The sequence below is a fragment of the Azospirillum palustre genome, from assembly GCF_002573965.1.
GTDB lineage: Bacteria > Pseudomonadota > Alphaproteobacteria > Azospirillales > Azospirillaceae > Azospirillum > Azospirillum palustre.
This window is the reverse complement of record NZ_PDKW01000043.1, coordinates 2,666,362-2,679,596: the sequence shown is the minus strand read 5'-3', so window position 1 is coordinate 2,679,596 and position 13,235 is coordinate 2,666,362. Positions and strand designations below refer to the sequence as shown.

Genomic DNA, 13,235 nt, shown 5'->3' with positions numbered 1-13,235 from the left:
GACGATGACCGAATTTCTCCATATGGGCGGGTATGCCACCTATGTCTGGCCGGCCTACGGCATCGCCACCATCGTGCTGCTGGGGCTGCTGGTCGCCACCTGGAAGGGGCTGCGCAACGCCGAGGCGACGCTGAAGGCGCTGGAAAGCGCACGGCCCACCCGCCGCCGCACCCGCAATAGCTCCAACAGCACTGGCCGGAAAGCGGCCGATCAGACCGCTGGAACGCCGGCGGAAGCGAGCGAAGGATGACCCGCAAGAAACGCCGCCTCTACATGCTGGGCCTCGCCCTTCTCGGGCTGGGGTCGGCGACCGCCCTGGCGCTGACCGCCTTCCAGGACAACATCGTCTTCTTCTACAGCCCGAGCCAGCTGCAGACGCAGCAGGTCGGCGACCGCAATTTCCGCCTGGGCGGACTGGTCGAGGAAGGCAGCGTCCAGAAGCAGCCGGACGGCGTCACCACCGCCTTCCGCGTCACCGACACCGCCCACACGGTGGATGTCCGCTACCGCGGCCAGCTGCCCGACCTGTTCCGCGAGGGCCAGGGCGTGGTGGCGGAAGGCCGGATGACCGGCGGCGTCTTCGTCGCGCGCGAGGTGCTCGCCAAGCATGACGAGAACTACATGCCGCCCGAGGTGTCGGAAGCCTTGAAGCAGGCCGGCGTCTACAAGAACCCGGCGGAGTCCGCGACGAAGACGGCGAAGAAGGAGTAGCGGACCCGTGATCCCCGAACTCGGCCATTACGCGCTGGTGCTGGCGCTGTTCGTGGCGCTGGTGCAGTCGGTGCCGCCGCTGGTCGGCGCCGCCACCCGCAACGGCGCCTGGATGAACGTCGCGGTGCCCGCGGCCATCGCCCAGATGCTGCTGGTGCTGCTGTCCTACGCGGCGCTGACCTGGGCGCATGTGGTGTCCGATTTCAGCGTGCTGAACGTGGTGCAGAACAGCCACTCGGCCAAGCCGATGCTCTACAAGGTGTCGGGCGTCTGGGGCAACCACGAGGGCTCGATGATGCTGTGGATCGTCATGCTGACGATCTTCGGCGCCGCCGTCGCCGTGTTCGGGCGCAACCTGCCGCCGACGCTGAAGGCCCGCGTGCTGGCGGTCCAGGGGCTGATCGGGGTCGGCTTCCTGCTGTTCATCCTGATCACCTCCAACCCCTTCATCCGCGTGATTCCGGCGCCCATCGACGGCAACGACCTGAATCCGCTGTTGCAGGACCCCGGACTCGCCTTCCACCCGCCCTTCCTCTATGCCGGCTATGTCGGCTTCTCGATGGCCTTCTCCTTCGCCGTCGCCGCGCTGATCGAGGGGCGGGTCGATCCCGCCTGGGCGCGCTGGGTGCGGCCCTGGACGCTGGCGGCGTGGTCGACCCTGACCATGGGCATCGCCATGGGCTCCTGGTGGGCCTATTACGAGCTGGGCTGGGGCGGCTGGTGGTACTGGGACCCGGTGGAGAACGCCTCCTTCATGCCCTGGCTGGCCGGCACCGCCCTGCTGCATTCGGCAATCGTGGTGGAGAAGCGCGACGCGCTGAAAAGCTGGACCATCCTGCTCGCCATCGTCACCTTCTCGCTGTCGCTGATGGGCACCTTCCTGGTGCGCTCCGGCATCCTGACCTCGGTCCATGCCTTCGCCGTCGATCCCAAGCGCGGCATCTTCATCCTGGTGCTGCTGGCGATCGCCACCGGCGGCTCGCTGCTGCTCTACAGCCTGCGGGCGCCGACGCTGAAGGCGGGCGGGCTGTTCGCGCCGATCAGCCGCGAAGGCGCGCTGGTGCTGAACAATCTGCTGCTGTCGACCGCGACGGCGACGGTGTTCATCGGCACGCTCTATCCGCTGTTCCTCGACATCATGAAGCTGGGCAAGGTGTCGGTCGGCGCCCCCTTCTTCAACGCCACCTTCGTTCCGGTCGCCATCCCAATGGTGATCGCCATGGTCGTCGGCCCCTACCTGTCGTGGAAGCGGGCGGATCTGGGAGCGGCGCTGACCCGGCTGTGGGTTGCCGGCGTCGCCGTGGTGGCCGCCGTCGCCGTCACCGCCTATGTCAAGGCGGGCAGCGGTCCGCTGCTGGCGCTGGTCGGCATCGGCCTTGCCGCCTGGGCCTTCGTCGGCTCGCTGGTCGAGTTCGCCGACCGCATCGCCCTGTTCCGCACCTCGTTCCGCAACAGCTGGAACCGCGCCGTGCACCTGCCGCGCAGCGCCTGGGGCATGACCATCGCCCATGCCTGCGTCGGCCTGTCGATCCTCGGCATGACCGGCACCTCGGCGTGGCAGACGGAATCGATCACGGCGATGAAGCCGGGCGACCGGGCCAGCGTTGCCGGCTACGAGTTCCAGTTCGACAGCGTCGGGCTGGTCGACGGCCCGAACTTCAAGGCGGAGCGCGGCACCTTCACCGTCACCAAGGACGGCCAGCGCGTCGCCACGCTGGAGCCGGAGCGCCGCAGCTACAGCACCACCCGCATGACCACCACGGAATCGGCCATCCACACCACGGTCTTCTCCGACCTGTATGTGGCGCTGGGCGACCCGACGCAGAACGGCACCGCCTGGATCGTCCGCATCTACCACCACCCGCTGGTGCCATGGATCTGGATCGGCGGCGTCGGAATGATGCTGGGCGGGCTGGTGAGCCTGACCGACCGCCGTTTCCGCATCGGCGCGCCGGAACGCCGCCGCACGGCCGGGAAAACCGGGGGCAAGTCGGCCCCGCTGCCGGCCGAATGAGGACACGAGACACCATGCGCCGCCTTCTGTATCTGCTGCCCTTCCTGCTGTTCATCGGGGTGGGCGTCGCCTTCTTCCTGGGGTTCGAGCGCGATCCGCGCGACATCCCGTCGGCCCTGATCGACAAGCCGGCCCCGACCTTCGACCTGCCCGCCATTCCAGGCCAGATGGTGCAGGGCCAGCCGGCCCAAGGACAGCCAGGGGCCGGCCTGTCCTCGGCAAAGCTGGCCGGCGACGTGACGCTGGTGAACGTCTTCGCCTCCTGGTGCATCCCCTGCAAGGCGGAGCATCCCGTCATCACCCGCCTGTCGCGCGAGCAGGGGGTGACGGTCTACGGCATCAACTACAAGGACAAGCCGGAGGACGCGCTGACCTGGCTGTCGCGCAACGGCAACCCCTATGCCGCCATCGGCGCCGACCAGGATGGCCGGGTGTCGATCGACTGGGGCGTCTATGGCGTGCCGGAGAGCTACCTGATCGACCGCAAGGGCCGCATCCGCTTCAAGCATGTCGGCCCGCTGACCCCGCAGGTGGTGGAGGAGCAGATCCTCCCGATGGTCAAGCATCTGAGGCAGGGCTGATGACGCGCCTCCTCCTCGCCGCCCTGCTGGCGCTGTCCGCGCTTTCCTCCCCTGCCCTGGCGGTCCAGCCGGACGAGGTGCTGCCGGATCCGGCGCTGGAGACCCGCGCCCGCACCATCAGCCAGGAGCTGCGCTGCCTGGTCTGCCAGAACCAGTCCATCGACGACAGCAACGCGCCGCTGGCCCGCGACCTGCGCATTCTGGTGCGCGACCGGCTGAAGGCCGGCGACAGCGACGACAAGGTGATGGAGTACGTTACCGACCGCTACGGCGACTATGTGCTGCTGCGGCCGCCCTTCAAGGCGACCACGCTGGTGCTGTGGATCGGTCCCTTCGCCGTGCTGCTGCTGGGTGCGGCCGGCACCTTCCTGTTCCTGCGCGGGCGGCGCGGCGTTGCCGCCGGCGCCGACACCGCGCCCCTGAGCGCGGATGAGCGGCGGCGGCTGGACGCCCTGCTGCGGAAAGACGACTGATGCTGTTCTGGATTTTCGCCGCCGTCCTGACCGCGGCCGTGTTGCTGCTGATCGTGCCGCCGCTCCTGCGCACGGCCGGATCCGGACCTGATCGCGAGGAGTTCGACCGCGAGGTCTACCGCGACCAGTTGGACGAGCTGGAGCGCGACCGCGCGCGCGGCCTGATCAACGATGCCCAGGCCGAGGCGGCCAGGGCGGAGATCGCCCGGCGCATGCTGGCGACCGCCGAGACGGGTGCTGCGACCGGCGGCGGCGCCGTCACCCCGCGCAGCGCCCGTGTCCTGGCCGTGCTGCTGGCGCTGGTGCTGCCGGTCGGTGCGCTTGCGGTCTATGGATCGGTCGGCCGCCCGGATCTGCCGGCCCAGCCGCTGGCCTCGCGCAACATCGAGCAGGAGCGCGGCGGCCCGCCGAAGAGCGTTCTGGCCGCGATGGACAAGCTGAAGGCCCAGCTGGCCGAGAATCCCAGCGACATCCAGGGCTGGCTGATCCTGGGGCAGGCCTATGCCAAGATGGGCCGCAACGGCGATGCGGCCGACGCGCTGCGCCATGCCGTCGCCCTGAACCGGGACGATGTCGAGGTGCAGGGGCTGTTCGCCGAGACGCTGGTGTCCGCCAACGACGGCATGGTGCCGGAGGAGGCGGTGGCCGCCTTCGACGCCGTGCTGGCCAAGGAACCGAAGGACCCGCGCGCCCGCTTCTTCGCAGCCCTCGCCCGCTTCCAGGCCGGCGACCAGCAGGGGGCGCTGGACCGCTGGAGCGCGCTGATGGCGGAGTCCCCCGCCGATGCGCCGTGGGTGCCGGTGGTGCGCGACCAGATCCGCGAGGCCGCGGTGGCGCTGAACCTCGACCCCGCCAAGGTCACGCCGCAGCCGCTGCCGCCGGAGCAGAAGGAGCAGGCGGCGGCCCCGAACGCGCAGGCCCAGGCCAACCCCCAGGGCAACAACGCGGCGGGGCAGGACGAGATGATCCGCGGCATGGTCGCCAACCTCGCCGCCCGGCTGGAGGCCGATCCGTCGGACGTCGATGGCTGGCTGAAGCTCGCCCGCTCCTACGGCGTGCTGGGCGACACCGCCAAGGCGCTGGACGCCGCCCGCAAGGCGCGCGAGCGGGCGCCGGACCGCGCCGACGTGCAGATCGCCTACGCCAACGCCGTGTTGCAGACCCAGCCGCGCAACGAGACGCCGAAGCCCCTGCCGGAAGAGGCGACCTCCGCCCTGCGGCTGGCGTTGAAGGCGGAGCCGGACAACAAGGACGCGCTGTGGCTGCTCGGCCTCGACGCCATGATGTCCGGCCGCAAGGACGAGGCCGCCGCCCATTGGGGTAAGCTGATCGCCCAGTTCAAGCCGAGCGATCCGGAATACACTCTGCTGAAAGGACGTTTGGACGCGTTGAAGGCGGGCGGCTGACCCGCCGGACAACGTCCAGGACCAGACTGCGGCAAGGAGAGGCTTGGTTGCCCCACAAAATCGACAGAGACACGCGCCTGTGCATTTCGCTTTCGGGCCGCCCGAGCAACATCGGCACGCGCTTCCACAATCACCTCTATGAAGCCCTCTCGCTGAATTACGTCTACAAGGCGTTCACCACCACGGATCTGCCGGGCGCCATCACCGGCATCCGGGCGCTGAACATCCGCGGCTGCGGCGTGTCGATGCCCTTCAAGGAAGCCTGCATCCCCTTCCTCGACGAGCTGGACCCGTCGGCCGCCGGGTTGCAGTCGGTCAACACCATCGTCAACGACACCGCCGAAAATGGCGGGAGCCGGCTGCGCGGCTACAACACCGACTATCTCGCGGTCCGCACGCTGCTCGACCGCCATGACGTCTCGCCCGGCCTGCCCTTCGCGCTGCGCGGCAGCGGCGGCATGGCCCGCGCGGTCGTGTGCGCGTTGCGCGATTCCGGCTTCACCAACGGCACGCTGATCGCCCGCAACGAGGCGGCCGGCCGCCGGCTCGCCGACGAGTACAGCCTGCCCTGGCAGCCGGACAGCACGGGCATCGCCGAGGGGGCGCTGCTGGTCAACGTGACGCCGCTCGGCATGGCCGGCGGGCCGGAGGCCGACACCCTCGCCTTCGAGCCTGCACTGATCGCATCGGCGGCGCAGGTGTTCGATGTCGTCGCCATGCCGGCCGAAACCCCGCTGATCCGCGCCGCGCGGGAGGCCGGCAAGCCGGTGATCACCGGCGCCGAGGTGATCGCCCTCCAGGCGCTCGAACAGTTCGTGCTCTACACCGGCGTGCGTCCGACCGACGAACAGATCGCGGCGGCCGCCGCCTGGTCGCAGGGCTGAGCGCAGGCTTCGGCAAAGTGCCGCCTCATGGGCGGCCTTTTCGCCTGCGCCCTTTTTCTTTGCGGCGCGGCAACACACATTGACAGGGGCGGGCCGACGGGCTTTATCCGTTGGCACCGCCCTTTTCTTTGCCGCAGAAGGTTCCGCGCCGATGACCCGCAGACGACTGCCCACGCCCGACGAGCGGCGCCTGTGGCGGATCGCCATGCGCGACGCCGAACCGATGCCGGGCCGCGCCGTAGAGGTGGAGGCAGAGCCGGTGGCGACCATGGCGGAACTGGTCGAGGAGCCGGTGGCGACCAGCCTCGCCCCGCCGCCGACCGCCAAGCAATTCCCCAGCCAAGCCCGGCCGTCGCAGGCGGCCCATCCGCCGCTGACGCCCGGTTCGACCGCCAACATCGACCGCCGCACCGGCGACCGGTTCCGCCGCGGCGAGCTGGAGATCGACGGCCGCATCGACCTGCACGGCATGACCCAGGCGCAGGCCCACCACGCGCTCGCCGGCTTCGTCCACCGCGCCTGGAACGAGGGGCGGCGCTGCGTGCTGGTGATCACCGGCAAGGGCAGTTTCGGCAGCCTGGGCGTGCTGCGGCAGGCGACCCCCCGCTGGCTGGCGGATCCGGGCCTGCGGCCGATGGTGCTGGCGATCCAGCCGGCCCAGCCCAAGCATGGCGGCGACGGTGCGCTGTATGTCTTGATCAAACGGCGGCGCGACCGTAAGGACTAGGTCCCAAACAGTCAGGGACTCCACATGACCCCGTTCGGCGAACGGGTCCGGTCGCTGCGCGACGCCAGGGGCGTGACGCTGAAGCAGATGGCGACCGACCTGTCCATCTCGTCCGCCTATCTGTCGGCGCTGGAGCATGGCAAGCGCGGCCAGCCCTCCCCCCAGCTGGTCCGGCAGATCTGCGCCTATTTCGGCATCATCTGGGACGAGGCGGAGGAGCTGGAACGGCTGGCGGATCTGTCCCACCCGCGCGTGACGGTGGACACCTCCGGCCTGAGCGCGCGGGCGACGGAACTCGCCAACCTTCTGTCGGAACGGATCGGCGATCTGGATGAGGACGGGATCGCGGCGATCCTGGCGATCCTCGACGCCGTGCCGCCGAAGAAGGGGACACGGCGCCGGGTGGGGATGCGGCGGCGGTAGAGGCTACCGGCGCCGGGGCGTTTTCGCCCTCAATCGGCGGGCGCGGCCCTTACCGTCGAGCGTAAGTCTCGACTTACGCTCGACGGTATCAGGCCGTGCCGATCATCCGCCCCAGGTCGCGGCCGGCGAACAGGTGGATGTGCAGGTGGGGCACTTCCTGATGCGCGGCCTCGCCGCAGTTGGACAGGATGCGGTAGCCGGGGCCGTCGGCGCCGACCATGCGGGCGACCTCGCCCACCGCGCGGAACAGGCCGGCGATCTCCGCCTCCGACGCCCTGGCGGTGAAGTCGTCCATGTCGATGTAGGCGCCCTTCGGGATCACCAGCACATGGGTCGGGGTCTGCGGCTCGATGTCGTGGAATGCCAGCGCATGTTCGGTCTCATGGACCTTCTTGCACGGGATTTCGCCGCGCAGGATGCGGGCGAACACGTTGTTGGCGTCATAGCTCTTGGCCATCGCATGCGTCCTCTTGCTGGGGAGTCCCGGATCAGGCTCTTCAGGCCTTGCGGGACTTCTTCTCGTCGATGCCGCTGGTGCCCTCGCGCTGGGCGAGCTTGCTCCAGACCTCCGCCGGGTCCAGCCCGAGATCGGCCCACAGCACCAGCAGGTGATAGAGCAGGTCGGCGGATTCCGCGGCCAGCGCCGCCTTGTCGCCGCGCACGGCCTCCAGGATGGCCTCCACCGCCTCCTCGCCCACCTTCTGGGCGATCTTGGCGGTGCCGCGGCTGTAGAGCTTGGCGGTATAGGAGGTCTCCGGGTCCGCGCCCTTGCGGGCCTGCACGGTGACGAACAGGCGGTCGAGCACCTCGGCTCCGAATGGGGCACCCAGCGGGGCCGGCACCTTCTCGGCGGCCTTTTCGGCGGCTTTCTCCGTTGCCTTCTTGTCACCCATTCGTCGTCTCCAGCGCCTTGGCCGGGCGCACCGGGATGCCGGCGGCGGCGAGCGCGGCCTTGGCCTGCCCGATGGTGTAGGTGCCGAAATGGAAGATCGAGGCGGCGAGCACCGCGGTGGCGTGCCCCTCGCGGATGCCCTCCACCAGATGGTCGAGGGTGCCGACGCCGCCCGACGCGATCACCGGGACGCGGATCGAGTCCGCCACCGTGCGCGTCAGCTCCAGGTCGAAGCCGCTCTTGGTGCCGTCACGGTCCATCGAGGTCAGCAGGATTTCGCCGGCCCCCAGCGATTCCATCCGCCTGGCCCATTCCACCGCGTCGATGCCGGTGGCGTTGCGGCCGCCATGGGTGAAGACCTCCCATTTTCCGGGAGCCACCTTCTTGGCGTCGATGGCGACGACGATGCACTGGGCGCCGAACTTCTCCGCGCCTTCGCGCACGAACTCCGGACGGTGGATCGCCGCGGTGTTGATCGACACCTTGTCGGCGCCGGCCAGCAGCAGCTTGCGGATGTCGTCCACCGTGCGCACGCCGCCGCCGACGGTCAGCGGCATGAAGACCTGCTCCGCCGTCCGCCGCACCACGTCGAAGATCGTATCGCGGTTCTCGTGGCTGGCGGTGATGTCGAGGAAGGTCAACTCGTCGGCCCCCTCGCGGTCATAGACGCGGGCCTGCTCCACCGGATCGCCGGCATCGACCAGATCGACGAAATTGACCCCCTTCACCACCCGGCCGTCCTTGACGTCCAGGCAGGGGATGACACGCATCTTCAGCATCAGTCGGCGTCCTCGACGGCGGGGGCGGACAGCAGGGCGAGCGCCTCCTTGGGATCGATCCGGCCATCGTACAGCGCCCGGCCGCAGATCACGCCCTCGATCCCGGTGTCCTCCTCGACCTTCAGCGCCTTCAAGTCCTCGATGGACGAGACGCCGCCGGACGCGATGACCGGCGTGGTCAGGTGGAAGGCGAGATCGGAGGTGGATTCGACGTTGACCCCGCCCATGGCGCCGTCGCGGTTGATATCGGTGTAGATGATTGCGGCGACGCCGCAATCCTCGAACTTCAGCGCCAAGTCGAGCGCCTTGATGTCGGAGGTCTCGGCCCAGCCGGCCACGGCGACATAGCCTTCGCGCGCGTCGATGCCGACGGCGATCTTGCCGGGGAACTCGCGGCAGGCCGCCTTCACCAGCTCCGGATCGCGCAGCGCCACCGTGCCCAGGATGACGCGGCTGATGCCCTTCTCCAGCCACATGCCGATGGTGGTCAGGTCGCGGATGCCGCCGCCGAGCTGCACCGGGATGGTGACCGATTTCAGGATGCTCTCGACCGCCGCACCGTTCACCGGCTTGCCTTCGAAGGCGCCGTTGAGGTCGACAAGATGCAGCCATTCGAAGCCCTGGCTCTGGAACAGGCGGGCCTGTTCGCCGGGATCGGTGTTGAAGACCGTGGCCTGGCTCATCTCGCCGCGCAGCAGGCGGACGCAGGCACCGTCCTTGAGGTCGATGGCGGGGTAGATGATCATCGCGGGCGTCTTCCTATGGCGTGGCTGGCGGTTGTCGGGCGGGCGGTGTCAGGCGGGCGGTCAGCAGGCCGGCGGCTGTTGCACAGGCTCGAGATCCTTGCAGTAGTAATGTCCGGCGAGCGGCTTTCCCTGCACCAGCGCGTAGAAGGGATGGGTGCCCCAGCGCTTGAAGCCGAGCGATTCATAAAGCGCGATGGCCGCATCCTGGGTCGAGCGGACGTCGAGGTTCAGTACCTTGAAGCCGACGGCGCGCGCCTCTTCCAGCACCGCCACGGTCAGGCGGCGGGCAAGGCCGTGGCCGCGCGCCCACGGGGCGACGAAGCTGGTGGTCAGTTGTGCGGCGTGGGCCTGGGCCTCGTTGTTGCGCGGCGGCTTGACCAGCTGGGCGGATCCGGCCACCACCCCGTCCAGGCGGGCGACGAACATCACCCGTTCCGGCACCACGAGAACGCCCTTCCAATAGCGCTCCATCACGTCGCGCGGCGGCGGCTCGACCCAGCCGAAACCGCCGCCGGCGCGGATGGCGTCGTCGGCGGCATCGCACAGGTCGTGAAGGTCGGCGGTCTTCAGCGCATCGACCTTGTCGATGGCGATCTCGGCCATCTCGTCAGACCTTCCAGCGCAGGAAATTGGCGATCAGCGCCAGGCCGGTCGCCTGGCTCTTCTCCGGATGGAACTGGGTACCGACCAGATTGTCGCGCCCGACCACCGCGGCGAAAGGCCCGCCATAGTCGGCGGACGCGATCAGCGTGTCGGGATCGGCGAGCTTGAACTGGTAGGAATGGACGAAGTAGGCGTGGCTGCCCTCGGGCAGGCCGGCCAGCACCGGGTGCGGGTGGCGGATGTTCAGCTCGTTCCAGCCCATGTGCGGGATCTTCAGGGCCGGATCGGACGGCTCCAGCTTCGCCACCTCGCCCGGGATCCAGCCCAGCCCCTCGGTCACGCCATATTCGCGGCCGCGCTCGGCCATCAGCTGCATGCCGACGCAGATGCCGAGGAACGGCCGGCCGCGGCGGTGCACCACCTCCTCCAGCGCCTCCAGCATGCCGGGAACCTCCGACAGGCCGCGCTTGCAGTCGGCGAAGGCGCCGACGCCGGGCAGGACCACGCGGTCGGCCCGGCGGACGGCATCGGCGTCGGAGGTGACGAGGACCGTATAGGACGCATCGGCTTCGCCGGCCGCGCGCTCGATCGCCTTGGCGGCGGAGCGCAGGTTGCCGGAGCCGTAATCGATCAGCGCGACCGTTTCCATGAACGTGACAAACCTTCCGATAGGACAGCGGAGGGGGAGGACTGGACCGCAGTCCCCGCCGTCAGAGCGATCCGCCGAGCGTGCCCTTGGTGGAGGGCACCGCATCGCGCTTGCGCGGGTCGATCTCCACCCCGGCGCGCAGCGCGCGGGCAAGCGCCTTGTAGCAGCTTTCCACGATGTGGTGGTTGTTCTCGCCATACAGGTTCTCGACGTGCAGCGTCACGCCGGCGGCCATGGCGAAGGCCTGGAACCACTCGCGGAACAGCTCGGTGTCGAAATCGCCGATCTTGTCGCGGGTGAAGTTCACCTTCCAGATCAGGTAGGGCCGGTTGGAGAAGTCCAGCGCCACCCGCGTCAGCGTCTCGTCCATCGGGACATAGGAATGGCCGTAACGCTGGATGCCCTTGCGGTCGCCCAGCGCCTTCGCCACCGCCATGCCGATGGCGATGCCGGTGTCCTCGGTGGTGTGGTGGTAGTCGATGTGCAGGTCGCCGTCGGCCAGGACCGTCAGGTCCATCAGGCTGTGGCGCGACAGCTGTTCCAGCATATGGTCGAGGAAGCCGACCCCCGTCTTGACGTCGTAGACGCCGGTGCCGTCAAGGTTCAGCGCGACCCGGATCCGGGTCTCCGTGGTGTTCCGCTCGATCGAGGCGCGGCGGCCGCCATTGATGGGGGTCTGGTCCATGGCGGTTTTGTAGCAGGAAGCATCCCTGCACGCCAGCATCCGGCACGATTGATGCGCGGCCTGTCCATTCCGACGATTGTCCTACGGACGTGTGCAGGATAGAGTTGTTTACACTTCTTGCGTGCATATCCGCTTATGACCGACCATCCGCGCTTTTTCGCCGCAGTCCTGATCCTCCTTCTCGGCCTGCCGCCGGCCGGTTGCGCCGGCCCGTCCCCGCCCCCGCCGGCCGCCAGGACGGCGCCGCCGGTGGCCGCCGGGACCACGGCGCCCTTCCGCTTCGGCGAACTCACCATCGGGTCGATGCGGCGCGGGATGCAGATCGGCCGCTATGTCTGGGGCATCGACTGCGCCCCGCCCTATGACGACGTCTATTGGACCAGCGGCGTCAACATGCGGCGCGGCTCCACCTTCGACGAGCGCTTCGCCGAGGCGATGACCGCCGCCGGCTTCGACGTGGTCGGCCGGCCCGGCGGTCCCGACAACCCCGACGGCAACCGCAGCCGCGCCCGTTTCACCGTGCAGGGCGACCTGCGCGACGTGCAGCTGGAGCTGTGCCACCGCACCAACTGGCTGACCGGCAGCAGCAAGGGCAGTTCCGGCACCGGCAGCGTCAAGGTGGAATGGACGGTCTACGACGCGCGCGGCGGCGGGCTGGTTCACCGCCTGGTCACCACCGGCGCGGTCGCCCAGGAGAGCGGCGTGCCGCAAGGCGACACCCTGCTGGTCGAGGAGGCCTTCGCCGCCGCGGTCGAGGCGCTCGCCGCCGACGGCGGCTTCCGCGGCCTGCTGTCGGGCGGCGCCCTGACCCGGTCTCAGTCTCAGCCACCCTCGGCGGCACTGCCGGCCCTGTTTCCCGTGGCGGCGCCGGCCGGATCCGGCCCCACTCCGCTGACGCCGGACGCCGCACTCCCTGCCCTGGCTGCGGGGTCCGCGGCGTACCGTCCAGGCCGCCTGCTGCTGCGGACCGGGGCCGGATCCGGCCGGCCCGCGGCGGCGAGACTGCCGGTCGGCGGGTCGCATGGGCTGGTGATCGGCGAGACTGATGCGGCCGGCGAGGTGCAGGCGGTGCTGCTGGCACCGCTGCCCGGATCCGACCCCACCGTCACCGTCCGGCCCGCCCGCGGGGTGGAGCTGACCGGCTGGGTGGTCGGGCGCGACCCGGCCAGCGGCTTCGCCCTGGTGCGGGTGCCGGCCCGGCTGCCCACCCTGCCCGTCCGCACCGCGGCCCTGCGCGTCAGCGAGCCGGTGCGGGCGATCCCCGGCGGACGGGGACGCGAGGTCGCCGGCATCGTCGGCGGGCTGCCGGCCGAGGACGGGGATGCCGCCGCAGTGATCCAGGCGGATCTGGGCTCGGCCGCCCTGCTCACCGCGGTGACCGAGGCGGGCGATCCGCTGCTCGACGGCAGCGGCGCACTGGTCGGGATCGCGCCCTCCGCCGGCCGTTCCATCTCCACCCCGGCCGGTCTGGTCGAGTTCCTGGCGCTCGGTCCGCTGCTCGACCGGCTGGGGGCGGATCCGGCCGGTCCCATGCCGTCCGCCGCTCCGGCCAAACCGAGCAAAACGCGCCGGAACGGCCCGGTCGAGTCTCTATGGGATGAAGACGAGCCAAAGGCCGATATGCTTGACGGGGACAGCGCCCCTCCCACATAGACCGGATGT

The 13,235-nt window shown here is 69.7% G+C and carries 17 protein-coding genes; 10 read left to right on the top strand and 7 right to left on the bottom strand.

Translation table 11 applies throughout. The features are described 5' to 3' along the window. Positions 1-4 precede the first annotated feature (4 nt). From ccmD to CRT60_RS34915, 9 genes are all read left to right on the top strand, one after another. Entirely contained in the window at positions 5-250 is a 246-nt protein-coding gene (ccmD, locus tag CRT60_RS34955) for a heme exporter protein CcmD (protein WP_098740917.1), read from the top strand. Next, entirely contained in the window at positions 247-711 is a 465-nt protein-coding gene (gene ccmE, locus CRT60_RS34950; protein ID WP_098740916.1) for a cytochrome c maturation protein CcmE, read from the top strand. Before ccmD ends, ccmE begins: the two co-directional genes overlap by 4 nt. Positions 712-718: 7 nt before the next feature. Next, on the top strand, positions 719-2,725 hold the full coding sequence (locus CRT60_RS34945) for a heme lyase CcmF/NrfE family subunit (RefSeq protein ID WP_098740915.1): 2,007 nt from the start codon (positions 719-721) through the stop codon (positions 2,723-2,725). Between the two features lie 14 nt (positions 2,726-2,739). After that, a complete protein-coding gene (locus CRT60_RS34940; protein WP_098740914.1) occupies positions 2,740-3,306 on the top strand; it encodes a DsbE family thiol:disulfide interchange protein in 567 nt (188 codons plus the stop codon). Beyond that, a complete protein-coding gene (locus tag CRT60_RS34935) occupies positions 3,306-3,779 on the top strand; it encodes a cytochrome c-type biogenesis protein (protein ID WP_098740913.1) in 474 nt (157 codons plus the stop codon). Before CRT60_RS34940 ends, CRT60_RS34935 begins: the two co-directional genes overlap by 1 nt. Then, positions 3,779-5,185: a c-type cytochrome biogenesis protein CcmI gene (gene ccmI / locus CRT60_RS37680; RefSeq protein WP_098740912.1), complete on the top strand. Its 1,407-nt coding sequence runs from the start codon at positions 3,779-3,781 to the stop codon at positions 5,183-5,185. Before CRT60_RS34935 ends, ccmI begins: the two co-directional genes overlap by 1 nt. Positions 5,186-5,232: 47 nt before the next feature. After that, a complete protein-coding gene (locus CRT60_RS34925; RefSeq protein WP_098740911.1) occupies positions 5,233-6,069 on the top strand; it encodes a shikimate 5-dehydrogenase in 837 nt (278 codons plus the stop codon). Positions 6,070-6,220: 151 nt separating this feature from the next. Further along, the gene (locus CRT60_RS34920) at positions 6,221-6,796 is read left to right on the top strand and encodes a Smr/MutS family protein (protein ID WP_098740910.1); all 576 of its coding nucleotides are present in this window, start codon (positions 6,221-6,223) and stop codon (positions 6,794-6,796) included. A gap of 24 nt (positions 6,797-6,820) precedes the next feature. Further along, on the top strand, positions 6,821-7,219 hold the full coding sequence (locus CRT60_RS34915; protein ID WP_098740909.1) for a helix-turn-helix domain-containing protein: 399 nt from the start codon (positions 6,821-6,823) through the stop codon (positions 7,217-7,219). Between the two features lie 88 nt (positions 7,220-7,307). Here CRT60_RS34915 and CRT60_RS34910 read toward each other — a convergent pair whose 3' ends face one another. From CRT60_RS34910 to hisB, 7 genes are all read right to left on the bottom strand, one after another. Continuing rightward, entirely contained in the window at positions 7,308-7,676 is a 369-nt protein-coding gene (locus CRT60_RS34910) for a histidine triad nucleotide-binding protein (protein WP_098740908.1), read from the bottom strand. Positions 7,677-7,716: 40 nt separating this feature from the next. Continuing rightward, positions 7,717-8,061, bottom strand: coding sequence for a phosphoribosyl-ATP diphosphatase (locus CRT60_RS34905; protein ID WP_098741191.1), 345 nt, complete (start codon positions 8,059-8,061; stop codon positions 7,717-7,719). A 43-nt stretch (positions 8,062-8,104) separates the two neighbouring features. Beyond that, a complete protein-coding gene (gene hisF, locus CRT60_RS34900) occupies positions 8,105-8,890 on the bottom strand; it encodes an imidazole glycerol phosphate synthase subunit HisF (RefSeq protein ID WP_098740907.1) in 786 nt (261 codons plus the stop codon). Next, positions 8,890-9,636, bottom strand: coding sequence for a 1-(5-phosphoribosyl)-5-[(5-phosphoribosylamino)methylideneamino]imidazole-4-carboxamide isomerase (gene hisA / locus CRT60_RS34895; protein WP_098740906.1), 747 nt, complete (start codon positions 9,634-9,636; stop codon positions 8,890-8,892). Before hisA ends, hisF begins: the two co-directional genes overlap by 1 nt. A gap of 60 nt (positions 9,637-9,696) precedes the next feature. Next, positions 9,697-10,239, bottom strand: a complete 543-nt coding sequence (locus tag CRT60_RS34890) for a GNAT family N-acetyltransferase (protein WP_098740905.1) — start codon at positions 10,237-10,239, stop codon at positions 9,697-9,699. Positions 10,240-10,243: 4 nt separating this feature from the next. Then, positions 10,244-10,888 (bottom strand): imidazole glycerol phosphate synthase subunit HisH, encoded by a 645-nt coding sequence (gene hisH, locus CRT60_RS34885; protein ID WP_098740904.1) that lies wholly within the window; start codon positions 10,886-10,888, stop codon positions 10,244-10,246. A gap of 61 nt (positions 10,889-10,949) precedes the next feature. After that, entirely contained in the window at positions 10,950-11,573 is a 624-nt protein-coding gene (gene hisB, locus CRT60_RS34880) for an imidazoleglycerol-phosphate dehydratase HisB (protein WP_044550958.1), read from the bottom strand. A 135-nt stretch (positions 11,574-11,708) separates the two neighbouring features. Between hisB and CRT60_RS34875 the strand changes: the two genes are divergently transcribed. Next, on the top strand, positions 11,709-13,226 hold the full coding sequence (locus CRT60_RS34875; protein WP_098740903.1) for a S1C family serine protease: 1,518 nt from the start codon (positions 11,709-11,711) through the stop codon (positions 13,224-13,226). Positions 13,227-13,235: the final 9 nt, after the last annotated feature.

Coding starts and splice junctions, on each gene's coding strand:
- hisA (WP_098740906.1), bottom strand. CDS start 9,636: ATGATCATCTACCCCGCCATCGACCTCAAGGACGGTGCCTGCGTCCGC.
- CRT60_RS34915 (WP_098740909.1), top strand. CDS start 6,821: ATGACCCCGTTCGGCGAACGGGTCCGGTCGCTGCGCGACGCCAGGGGC.
- CRT60_RS34940 (WP_098740914.1), top strand. CDS start 2,740: ATGCGCCGCCTTCTGTATCTGCTGCCCTTCCTGCTGTTCATCGGGGTG.
- CRT60_RS34910 (WP_098740908.1), bottom strand. CDS start 7,676: ATGGCCAAGAGCTATGACGCCAACAACGTGTTCGCCCGCATCCTGCGC.
- hisB (WP_044550958.1), bottom strand. CDS start 11,573: ATGGACCAGACCCCCATCAATGGCGGCCGCCGCGCCTCGATCGAGCGG.
- CRT60_RS34875 (WP_098740903.1), top strand. CDS start 11,709: ATGACCGACCATCCGCGCTTTTTCGCCGCAGTCCTGATCCTCCTTCTC.
- hisH (WP_098740904.1), bottom strand. CDS start 10,888: ATGGAAACGGTCGCGCTGATCGATTACGGCTCCGGCAACCTGCGCTCC.
- hisF (WP_098740907.1), bottom strand. CDS start 8,890: ATGCTGAAGATGCGTGTCATCCCCTGCCTGGACGTCAAGGACGGCCGG.
- CRT60_RS34920 (WP_098740910.1), top strand. CDS start 6,221: ATGACCCGCAGACGACTGCCCACGCCCGACGAGCGGCGCCTGTGGCGG.
- ccmD (WP_098740917.1), top strand. CDS start 5: ATGACCGAATTTCTCCATATGGGCGGGTATGCCACCTATGTCTGGCCG.
- CRT60_RS34935 (WP_098740913.1), top strand. CDS start 3,306: ATGACGCGCCTCCTCCTCGCCGCCCTGCTGGCGCTGTCCGCGCTTTCC.
- CRT60_RS34890 (WP_098740905.1), bottom strand. CDS start 10,239: ATGGCCGAGATCGCCATCGACAAGGTCGATGCGCTGAAGACCGCCGAC.
- ccmE (WP_098740916.1), top strand. CDS start 247: ATGACCCGCAAGAAACGCCGCCTCTACATGCTGGGCCTCGCCCTTCTC.
- ccmI (WP_098740912.1), top strand. CDS start 3,779: ATGCTGTTCTGGATTTTCGCCGCCGTCCTGACCGCGGCCGTGTTGCTG.